We start from the raw sequence: 9745 nt of genomic DNA, 5'->3' as shown, positions 1-9745 counted from the left end.
GGCTGCACGGCCTGGTCGACGCGGCGGCGGAGCAGCTCGGGTTCGCGCCCTCGGTGCGGCTGGACGGGCTGCTGGACACGGTCGTCGACATGGACACCGCCGAGCATCTTCTCGCCGTCGTCCGGGAGGCGCTGTCGAACGTGGCCCGGCACGCCCAGGCCGCCGAGACCATCGTGCGCGTCGAGGTCGGCGACGAGCTGATCCTGCGGGTCGAGGACGACGGAATCGGCATCCCCGAGGGCGGCCGCCGCAGCGGCCTGCGCAACATGGGCGAACGGGCGGAGGGCCTGGGCGGGACGTGCACCGTCGAGCCGCGTCCGAGCGGCGGGACACGGCTGATCTGGCAGGTTCCGCTCAGGGAGGTGTGACCGGGTCCCGGCCCGGTCACGGGCCGATGTGACGGCTGTCGAAGCGCGCCCACTCGGCGTCCCACAGCCGGTAGCGGCGCCGGTCGCACCGCCTGCGCAGCAGCGCGTAGAGGCCGAGCGGCGGCAGGCCCGCGGCGAGGGCGGCGCCCGTCCCCGCCGACGCGGCGAGGACGACCGTCTGGGTGTGGCCGCGCGGCGGCCGGTTCGTCACGGTGCCGCCGCCCGCCCAGACGATGAGGCGGTCCCCGACCTCGGCGCCCCGCCAGGTCGTGTAGTCACCGGTCCGCGGGGTTCCGTCCTTCGCGGTCCAGGAGACGGTGACCCGGCGCCGGCCCTCCGCCTCCCCCACTTTCACGATGGTGGCCTCGACACGCTCCAGTGTCGCGGCCTCGTACCGTTCCTTCCGCACACCGGACTCGTGAACGGAGCGGACGGCGTGCGCGCTCAGCGGCGGGGCCGCGCAGAGGAAGACCATGAGCAGCAGCACGCCGAGCCTCCATTGGAGCCGGTCCACATCACGCCGCATGTCGTTGTCGTCCAGACCGCAACTGCGGCGCCAGCGGTCCGCGCGGGTCCACATGGTCTCCATGGCCTTCATGACGCCGTTCCTTTCCTCCGGCCTTTCCGCTGGGCGGGCCCTTCACTGGGCGGGCACTCTGCTAGGCGGGCACCTCGTCGCGCTGGAGAGGGCAGCTCATGCAGCGGGGCCCGCCCCGGCCGCGGCCGAGTTCACCGCCGGGGATGGTGATGACCTCGATGCCGTTGTGACGGAGCATCGTGTTCGTGGTGACGTTGCGCTCGTAGGCGACGACGACACCGGGTTCGATGGTCAGGACGTTGTTGCCGTCGTCCCATTGCTCGCGTTCGGCGGCCCTGACGTCCTGCTGTGCGGTCAGTACGTGGACGCGGGGCAGGCCCAGCGCACGCGCGATCGCCGGGAACAGCGCCTCGTTCTCGTGCACCAGCACCTCACGGCCGTGGTCGTGGCCGGGCGTGAGGGTGTAGGACCGCAGCGGCGGCAGCTCCGGATAGACGGTGAAGGTGTCGTGGCCGACCATCGTCATGACCGTGTCCAGGTGCATGAACGCGCGCCGCCTCGGCAACTGTGCGGCGACGACCCGCTGCGCCGTGCCGGCGGTGAACAGCCGCTGGGCGAGCAGCTCGATGGCCTGCGGGGTGGTGCGCTCGCTCATCCCGATCAGCACGACGCCGCGCCCGAGGACGTGGATGTCGCCGCCTTCGAGCGAGGGAAGGGTGAAGTCCGCGCCCGGATACCAGACGGGCACGTACTGCTCGGCGAACAGCGGGTGGTGCCGGTAGATCGCGCTGAGGTGCACGGTCTCGCGGCGCCGCGCGGCCTTGGCCATCGGGTGCAGGGTGACCCCGTCGTAGATCCAGGCGGACGGGTCGCGGGTGAACAGGTGGTTGGGCAGCGGCGCCAGCACGAAGTCGCCGTCGTCCAGGGACGACAGCAGCAGGCTGTGGGCGGCCAGGCCGAGCTCGGCCTTGGTGAGCCCGCCGATCAGGTGCCGGGCGAGGGTCGCCGGGTCCATGTCGGTCAGCGCGTCGCGGACCGGGCCGGCCAGCGTCGGGCCGAGCGTGATCTCGGACGCGGTGCGGTCGAGGATCTCGTCGCGGGCCTTGTCGAGCTTGAGGGTCTCGGTGAGCAGGTCCGCCAGGTAGTGGACGTTGACGCCGCGCTCGCGGAGCGTGTCGGCGAACACGTCGTGCTCCTGGCGGGCGCGTCTGGCCCACAGCACCTCGTCGAAGAGCAGGTCGTCCTTGTTGGCCGGGGTGAGGCGGAGCAGTTCGAGGTCGGGGCGGTGCAGCAGGACCTGCCGCAGCCGCCCGACTTCGGAGGAGACGGTGAACACGGAGCATTCCTTCCTTCGCTCGGCCGCTTCAGGCGGCCTGGTCCGCGGGCGGCATCGCGGGCGGTTCCGGCTGGACGGCCCGCACGGCGGCCCGCTGGTCGCGGTACTTCAGCCAGGCGTAGACGGGCATCCCGGCGAAGATCAGCAGCGTGCCCTTGTAGACGACCTCGTAGCCGGCGCCGGCGATCGCCCAGACGGTGTAGCCGAACGCCAGCGTCGCGATCACGGCGTCGCGGGCGAGCCGCCCGCCGGAGAACGCGGCGCGGTCGGTGGCCAGCAGCACCAGTTCGGCGATGGACGCGTAGGCGTACGGGATGACGGTGGTGAGGGTGGCCAGCAGGATGATGAAGGTGAACTGGTCGACCAGGCTGGCGTTGTAGTTCATCAGCATCAGCCCGGTGACGAGGACGCTGGAGACGACCAGCCCGACGACCGGGGTGCCGCCGCGTCCGGTGCGGGCGAACACGCGGGGGAACAGCCCGTCCCGCGCCGCCGCGAACGGGATCTGGCCCTGCAGCAGGATCCAGCCGTTGAGGGCGCCGAACGCGCTGATCGCGGCGCCGACCGCGACCAGGTCGGCGGCCCAGCCGCCGAACGCCGCGTCGGCGGCGTCCGCGAACGGCGCGGTCGAGGTCGCCAGCGCGGCGGCCGGCACCAGGCCGAGGACGGCGACGGTGCCGAGGATGTAGATCAGTGCGGTGACCGCGGTCCCGGCGACGGTGGCGCGGGGGATGGTCTTCTGCGGGTTCTCCACGTCCTCGGCGGGGACGGTGGCCGACTCCAGGCCGATGAACGACCACAGCGTCAGCGCGGCGGCGGCGGTGACGGCCGAGAAGGCGCTGCCGCCGCTGGCGTTGAACTCGCCGAAGTTGCCGGACTTGATGAAGAACAGCCCGCCGACCGCGATGAGCAGCAGCGGCACCAGCTTGATGACCGTGGTGGCGACCTGGACGGCGCCGCCCTGCCGGATCCCGTAGCTGTTGACGGCCGTCAGCAGCCAGATCGCCGCCAGGCCGACCGCGGCGGCCAGCACCTTGTCGTCGCCCAGCTCGGGCCAGAAGTGCGCGAGGTAGCCGACGAACGCGACCGCGATCGCCGCGTTCCCGGCCCATACCGCGATCCAGTAGCCCCAGGCCGTCTGGAACCCGACGAAGTCGCCGAACGCGCGGCGCGCGTAGGCGTAGGGGCCGCCCGTCTTCGGGTAGGCCCGCGAGAGGCGGGCGAACACCAGCGCCAGGAGGATCGCCCCCGCCGCGGTGAACACCCAGGCGACCAGGCTGATCGGCCCATACTCGGCCAGCGAGCTGGGCAGCAGGAACACGCCCGATCCGATCATGTTTCCCACCACGAGAGCGGTGGCCATCCACAGCCCCAGTCTCCGGCGGGTCGGTTGCGCGGTCATAGCGCCTCCTTCGGTATGCGGCGTGATCGCCGCATATCCAGCGGATCATCGAGCCCCCGGTCCGGTCGCCGGGCGCTGGTCCTGAGTGGACCGGACCAAGGTCCTCTCCCGTGGCCTGCCGGTTCCCGGCCGGGACGGAACCGGGGTCAGTCGTAGGAGCGGACGACGGCGACCGGGCAGCGGGCGTGGTGGATCGCGCCGTGGCTCACCGAGCCGAGCGGCAGCGTCCGGCCGCGGGAGCCCACGACGACCAGGTCCGCCTTCGCGGACGCCAGCACGAGCGCCTCGACGGGATGGCCGATGACGACGTCCTCGATGACCTCGACGCCGGGGTACCGCTCCCGCCACGACACCAGGATCGAGGCCAGCTGGCCGCGGTAGACGTCGCTGGTCCGCTCCAGGTCCACGCCCGCCTCGTAGGCGAGCGGCGCCGGCCGCCAGGCGTGCAGGGCCCGGACCCGCGCGCCCCGGGCGGAGGCGGCGGCGAAGGCGTGGTCGAGCGCCGGTGCCGGATCCTCGACCAGGTCCACCCCGGCCACGATCTCGCCGGCCGTCCCGTCGTCCCGGCCGCGGACGACGACGACCGGGCCCGGGAAGTGGCCGGCCAGGTGCAGCGCCGTGGAGCCGAGCAGCAGTTCGGCGAAGCCGCCGCGTCCGCGGTGGCCGATCACGACCTCGGTGGCCTCGCCCGCGTACTGGCGCAGCCCCGCCGCGATGTCGCGGTCGTGGACGAGCATGGTCTCGACCTTGAGATCCGGCTGACGGCGCAGGGCCAGGTCCTGCGCGCCGCGCAGGACGGGCGTCCAGGAGTCCACCAGGGCGTCGGTGTCGCCGGCCGTCTTCCCGGGGGCCGTTTTGGTGGGGGTTTCGAGGACGTGCAGGATGCGCAGCTCCCGGCCGCTCCGCGCGGCCTCGTCGGCCGCCCAGCCGATGGCGCGGTCCGCGGACGGGGAACCGTCGGTTCCGACAAGGACGGCCGCTCTTCGTGTGGACATGGTCTCCTCCTCCAGGCGGGGGCACACTGAACCGATCTCAGCGTCGGCCGCCCGCCCGGCGGGCACGTAGGGACCTTCGTCCCCGCGTCAACCGCGTCCGTCCCGCGCTTCCAGCGCGCCGGCGCCCTCGCGCGGCAGGAACAGGGCGACGTCCTCGAAGCCCGGCGTCCACCACACCGAGCCGCCGGACGTCACGGCCAGCGCCTCGACGCCGGGATGTGCGCCCGCCCAGGCGCGTGCGGCGTCGCCCATCACGAAGGCGGCGGTGGCGAGCGCGTCCACGTCGGTCAGATGCCGTCCGACCAGGGTGAGGGAGGCCAGGCCGGTCGCGGGACGTCCGGTGCGCGGGTCGACGATGTGCGCGCCGCGTTCGGCGGTGCCCGAGGTGGCGACGGCGAGGTCGTGTCCGGCCACGGCGGCGATGATCCGGTCGCGGTGGTGCGGGTCGGTGAGCCCGATCCGCCAGGGCCGCCCGGACCGGGCGGCCCCGCGCGCCTGGACGTCGCCGCCGCCGTTCACGCAGTGGTCGTGGGCGCCGGCCTCGTGCAGGATCGCCGACGCCCGCTCGATCGCCCATCCCTTGACGAGCCCGCCGGGGTCGAGCCGCCCGCCCGGCTCGCAGGTGAACGCCCCTCCGGTGCGGCGCTCCAGCTCCCGGCAGCGGCGGAGGACGCCGGCGACCTCGGCATCGCATTGGCCGATCGTGACGCGGCCCTCGGCGAGCCGCGTGATCTGGCTGTCCGGACGGTACGGGGAGAACACGCGGTCGACGTGGTGCAGCCAGGCGACGGCCTCCGCCAGCGCGTCGGTGATGGCGGGCGAGGACGCCGTGCGGACGTCGAACGTGAACACCGTTCCCATCACGTGCTCGACGTGGCGGATCGTCTCAGGCATGGGCGCGGTCCAAGGCGCTCTGCAAGGACGTGATGTACCCCTCGCTGGTGTAGGTCGCGCCGGAGACGGTGTCGATGCGGGCGCCGCCCGCGGCGACGGCCTTCCGGTTGAGGCGGGGGATCGCGAAGGCGGCGATCTCCCGGTCACGGCCGTTCTCGGAGGGGGTGCGCAGCGCCCGGACGGCGGTGAGCCGGCCCTTCGCCATGGTGATCTCGACTTGGACCGGCCCGTATCGGGTGTGGACGGTCCGTCCCCGGTAGGTTCCGCTCGCCGGACCGGCGGAGGCCGCGCTCCCGCCCGGGGCGGACGGCTCCGGGCCGGTCGGCGGCGCTGCGGAGACCGCCTGGTGGTGGGGTTTCAGCGACAGCAGCAGGACCACTCCCGCGACCGTCGTACCGGTGGTGATCACGATTCGGCGCATGCCCGCCTCTCAGAACTCGAACGACTCGGTGCGGATGTGGCGGCGCCGCACGCCCGCCTGCCGGAGGGCGCGCAGTGCGGCGGCGGCCATGCCGGGCGGCCCGCACAGGTAGACGTCCCGGTGCCGCACGTCGGGGACGACGGACCGCAGTGCCTCCCCGGTCAGCGGCAGCGAGTAGCGGGACGGCTCGTCCACGAAGTAGTGCACGCGGGCGCCCCGGGCGGCGGCGACGGCGTCCAGTTCGCGGCGCAGCGCCAGGTCCTGCGGGCGGCGGGCGAGGTAGACCAGGGTGACGTCGCCGGGCAGCGTCTCGAACAGCGTCCGCAGCGGGGTGACGCCGACGCCGCCGGCGAGCAGCAGTGCCCGGTCGTGGCGGGGCCGCGCCCCGGTGAAGCCGCCGTAGGGGCCCTCCGCCCACACCCGCGTCCCGGGCCGGAGCCGGGCCAGGGCGCGGCTGTGGTCCCCGGCCTCCTTGACGGTGATCCGGAGCCGGTGCCCGCGGGGCGGTTCGGACAGCGAGTACGGGTTGGCCGTCCACCAGAGGCCGGGCGCGAGGAAGCGCCAGCGGAAGAACTGCCCCGGCTCGGCGCCCAGCCTGCCCAGGTCCCGTCCGGTCATGTAGACGGAGACGACCCCGGGCGCCTCGGTGTGGACGGCGGCGACCCGCAGCCCGTGCCGGATCCCGCCGACGACCGGCATCAGGAACCGGAACCAGGCGAGGGTGACGGCGACCCCGATGTACAGCGCGTACCAGGCCGCCCGCGCCCAGGCGTTCCCGACGAACTGGGCCCCGTTGGCGAGCTGGTGCGAGAACGCGAAGAAAATCGCCAGGTAGGTCGCGAAGTGCAGGTAGTGCCACGTCTCGTAGCGCAGCCTGCGCCGCGCCGCGCGGGCCGAGATGATCCCGACGCCCAGCAGCAGGACGAACCCGGCCGTCCCCTTGAGCATCTCGGGGTAGTCCAGGACGACGGTCGCCGTCTGGTGGACGACGTCCGTGCCGGACGTCACCGCGTACCCCCAGATGATCAGCAGGACGTGCGCCGTGGTGAGCCAGACGGTGTACCGCCCGCCCATCGCGTGCCAGCGGGCCAGCCGGTCGGTGCCGACACCGCGTTCCAGCGCCGGGATGCGGGCCATCAGGGCCAGCAGGACGGCGCATCCGTAGCCCGCGAGGAGGCCGGTGACGCGCCCCGCCTCGGTCAGCCAGCCGTCCAGCCCGGTGACCGAGCCGGTGCTCCGCCACCACAGCCCCAGCACGAGCACCGCGCCGGCGTAGATGAGGACCTGCGGCCATGAGGACGGGACGCGCCAGGCCGGGCGCGGTGCCGGCGCGGCGGGCCTCGGGATGTCGTACCTGGTCGTGGTCATGCCGGTCACCCTGCCAACGGAGTTTCTGTGTTCTCTCTGACACCGTGGGAAAGACGGGCTTTTCAGCGGCTTTTCAGAGGAAACTCAGAGGTCGGGGAGGGAGGCTGGCCGTGCCATGACGAATGACGAACCCGCCTCCGCGAGCCTGCGAAGGGCCGACGGCACACCGGTCCGGGTCCTGGTCGTCGACGACGAGCCGGATCTGGCCGAGGTGCTGTCCCGCGTGCTGGCCTCCGAGGGCTGGGCGGTCCGCACCGCGGGCGACGGCTCCGGGGCGCTCGCCGCCGCCCGCGACTTCCGTCCCGACGCGGTCGTGCTGGACGTGATGCTCCCCGACATCGACGGCCTGCAGGTGCTGCGCCGCCTCCGCGCCGACACCCCGGAGGTGTGCGTGCTGTTCCTGACCGCGCGCGACGCCGTCGAGGACCGGATCGCCGGGATCACCGCGGGCGGCGACGACTACGTGACCAAGCCGTTCAGCCTGGAGGAGGTGCTGGCCCGGCTGCGCGGGCTGCTGCGCCGGGCGGGCATGACCCGGCAGGCCGGCACCGCGCGGCTGCTCACCGTCGGCGGGCTGTCCATGGACGAGGACGCGCGCGAGGTGACCAGGGACGGGCAGATCATCGAGCTGACCCCGACCGAGTTCGAGCTGCTGCGGTTCCTGATGCGCAACCCGCGCCGGGTGCTCAGCAAGGCGCAGATCCTCGACCGCGTCTGGGACTACGACTTCGGCGGCCAGGCCCATGTCGTCGAGCTGTACATCAGCTACCTGCGCAAGAAGATCGACGCGGGCCGGGCTCCGATGATCCACACCGTCCGCGGCGTCGGGTACGTGCTGAAGCCGGAGGCTTCGTGAGGGTTCCGGCGGCGGCCCGCACGCTGCGGGCGAGGCTCACCGCCGGGCTGGTCGTGCTGCTCGCGCTGAGCTGCCTCGCGGTCGGGCTCGGCACGGCCGCCGCGCTCAGCCGGTTCCTCGTCGGGCGGCTGGACGAGCAACTGGCCGCGTCCGGCGGCAGGTTCGCGGCGACCCTGGAGCACGAGCCGCACCGTGACGGCGACGAGGGCCCGGACGCCCGCGGGCAGGCACCGGGGACGTTCGGTGCCCGCCTCATCGGCGGCTCGGTGCGGCAGGCGGCGATGGTCCGCGCCGGCGGCGTCGGGCCCGTGCCGCTGACCACCGCCGACCGGCACGCCCTGGCCGCCGTCCCGGCGGACGGCCGGGGACGGTCGCTGTCCCTGTCGGCCCTGGAGGAGTACCGGGTGGCGGCGGTGCGCGGCGACGACGGCGACGTCCTGATCACCGGACTGCCGCTGGGGCCCGTCGAGGAGACCGTGCACCGGCTGATCCTGGTGGAGACCGTCGTCTTCGCGGTCGTGCTCGCCGCCGCCGGGATCGCGGCGGCGGCCTGGGTGCGGCTGGCGCTGCGCCCGCTGCGCCGGGTCGCGGCCACCGCGTCCCGGGTGGCCGAGCTGCCGCTGGCGAGCGGGGAGGTGGCGATGCCGGAGCGCGTCCCCGACACCGACCCGCGCACGGAGGTCGGCCAGGTCGGCGCGGCGCTGAACCGGATGCTCGGCCATGTCGAGAACGCGCTCGCCCGCCGGCACGCCGGCGAGGAGCGGCTGCGCCGTTTCGCCGCCGACGCCAGCCACGAGCTGCGCACGCCCGTCGCCGCGATCCGCGGGCACGCCGAACTCGCGCTGCGCATCTCCGAACCCGTCCCGCCGGAGGTGCGGCACGCGCTCGGACGCATCCAGGCCGAGTCGGTGCGCATGTCGGAACTGGTCGACGACCTGCTCCTGCTCGCCCGCCTCGACGCCGGCCGCCCGCTCGAATCGCGTCCGGTCGACCTGACCCGGCTCGTCCTGGACGCCACGAGCGACGCCCACGCCGCCGGGCCGGACCACCGCTGGGAGATGGTGCTGCCCGAGGAGCCGGTCACCGTCACCGGCGACGCCCGCCGCCTGCACCAGCTGATCGCCAACCTGCTCGCCAACGCCCGCACCCACACGCCGCCCGGCACGCACGTCACCGTCCGGCTCGCGGTGCGCGGCGGCACCGTCGTCCTCGACGTGGCGGACGACGGCCCCGGCATCCCGCCCGAGCAGCGGGAGGAGATCTTCCAGCGGTTCGTCCGCGCCGACCAGGGCCGCTCCCGTGCCGCCGGCGGCACGGGCCTCGGGCTGGCGATCGTCCAGGCGGTGGCCGCCGCGCACGGCGGACGCGCCGAACTCGCCGCCGCCGAGCACACGGTCTTCCGCGTCACGCTCCCGGTGTCGGGCGGGTGAGCCGCAGCGCCATCCGGAACGGCGGTATCCGGAACCAGGGACCTTGGTCCCTGGCTCCGCCGGGGCCCGTGCGGTCGAATGGAGTTGGGCGGGAGAAGCCCAGGAACGGGACGGAGAAGCGGGAAACCGCGCACCGT

Annotated in this window: 10 protein-coding genes; 3 read left to right on the top strand and 7 right to left on the bottom strand. The window is 73.9% G+C overall.

The window, feature by feature from the left end; translation table 11 throughout:
* Window positions 1-368, top strand: a 368-nt coding sequence (locus AF1_RS13860; protein ID WP_255218803.1) for a sensor histidine kinase, incomplete at its 5' end; no start/stop codon positions are given.
* Between the two features lie 16 nt (window positions 369-384).
* Here AF1_RS13860 and AF1_RS13855 read toward each other — a convergent pair.
* The 7 genes from AF1_RS13855 to AF1_RS13825 all read right to left on the bottom strand — a co-directional run bounded on the left by AF1_RS13855 (window position 385) and on the right by AF1_RS13825 (window position 7322).
* The gene (locus tag AF1_RS13855; protein WP_067797800.1) at window positions 385-966 is read right to left on the bottom strand and encodes an Rv1733c family protein; all 582 of its coding nucleotides are present in this window, start codon (window positions 964-966) and stop codon (window positions 385-387) included.
* 61 nt (window positions 967-1027) lie between these two features.
* Window positions 1028-2242, bottom strand: a complete 1215-nt coding sequence (locus tag AF1_RS13850; RefSeq protein WP_067797797.1) for an arginine deiminase — start codon at window positions 2240-2242, stop codon at window positions 1028-1030.
* Window positions 2243-2270: 28 nt separating this feature from the next.
* On the bottom strand, window positions 2271-3644 hold the full coding sequence (locus AF1_RS13845; RefSeq protein WP_067797794.1) for an amino acid permease: 1374 nt from the start codon (window positions 3642-3644) through the stop codon (window positions 2271-2273).
* Window positions 3645-3790: 146 nt separating this feature from the next.
* The gene (locus tag AF1_RS13840) at window positions 3791-4639 is read right to left on the bottom strand and encodes a universal stress protein (RefSeq protein ID WP_067797791.1); all 849 of its coding nucleotides are present in this window, start codon (window positions 4637-4639) and stop codon (window positions 3791-3793) included.
* 87 nt (window positions 4640-4726) lie between these two features.
* Window positions 4727-5533, bottom strand: a complete 807-nt coding sequence (locus AF1_RS13835; RefSeq protein WP_084262867.1) for an FAD:protein FMN transferase — start codon at window positions 5531-5533, stop codon at window positions 4727-4729.
* Window positions 5526-5954 carry an FMN-binding protein gene (locus AF1_RS13830; protein ID WP_067797788.1) on the bottom strand — a complete coding sequence of 143 codons (429 nt, stop codon included), beginning with the start codon at window positions 5952-5954 and terminating at the stop codon, window positions 5526-5528. Before AF1_RS13830 ends, AF1_RS13835 begins: the two co-directional genes overlap by 8 nt.
* Window positions 5955-5963: 9 nt before the next feature.
* The gene (locus AF1_RS13825; RefSeq protein ID WP_067797786.1) at window positions 5964-7322 is read right to left on the bottom strand and encodes a ferredoxin reductase family protein; all 1359 of its coding nucleotides are present in this window, start codon (window positions 7320-7322) and stop codon (window positions 5964-5966) included.
* Window positions 7323-7437: 115 nt separating this feature from the next.
* Here AF1_RS13825 and AF1_RS13820 point away from each other — a divergent pair, with 115 nt between their 5' ends.
* Complete coding sequence (locus AF1_RS13820; RefSeq protein ID WP_067797784.1) at window positions 7438-8178, top strand: response regulator transcription factor; 741 nt, start codon at window positions 7438-7440, stop codon at window positions 8176-8178.
* The gene (locus tag AF1_RS13815) at window positions 8175-9608 is read left to right on the top strand and encodes a sensor histidine kinase (RefSeq protein ID WP_067797780.1); all 1434 of its coding nucleotides are present in this window, start codon (window positions 8175-8177) and stop codon (window positions 9606-9608) included. Before AF1_RS13820 ends, AF1_RS13815 begins: the two co-directional genes overlap by 4 nt.
* Window positions 9609-9745: the final 137 nt, after the last annotated feature.

The organism is Actinomadura formosensis NBRC 14204 (assembly GCF_001552155.1).
GTDB classification, from domain to species: Bacteria; Actinomycetota; Actinomycetes; order Streptosporangiales; family Streptosporangiaceae; genus Spirillospora; species Spirillospora formosensis.
Note: the sequence above shows the minus strand (reverse complement) of the source record. Positions and strands in the feature narration are given on the sequence as shown.

Coding starts and splice junctions, on each gene's coding strand:
- AF1_RS13855 (WP_067797800.1), bottom strand. CDS start 966: ATGAAGGCCATGGAGACCATGTGGACCCGCGCGGACCGCTGGCGCCGC.
- AF1_RS13845 (WP_067797794.1), bottom strand. CDS start 3,644: ATGACCGCGCAACCGACCCGCCGGAGACTGGGGCTGTGGATGGCCACC.
- AF1_RS13840 (WP_067797791.1), bottom strand. CDS start 4,639: ATGTCCACACGAAGAGCGGCCGTCCTTGTCGGAACCGACGGTTCCCCG.
- AF1_RS13835 (WP_084262867.1), bottom strand. CDS start 5,533: ATGCCTGAGACGATCCGCCACGTCGAGCACGTGATGGGAACGGTGTTC.
- AF1_RS13830 (WP_067797788.1), bottom strand. CDS start 5,954: ATGCGCCGAATCGTGATCACCACCGGTACGACGGTCGCGGGAGTGGTC.
- AF1_RS13825 (WP_067797786.1), bottom strand. CDS start 7,322: ATGACCACGACCAGGTACGACATCCCGAGGCCCGCCGCGCCGGCACCG.
- AF1_RS13820 (WP_067797784.1), top strand. CDS start 7,438: ATGACGAATGACGAACCCGCCTCCGCGAGCCTGCGAAGGGCCGACGGC.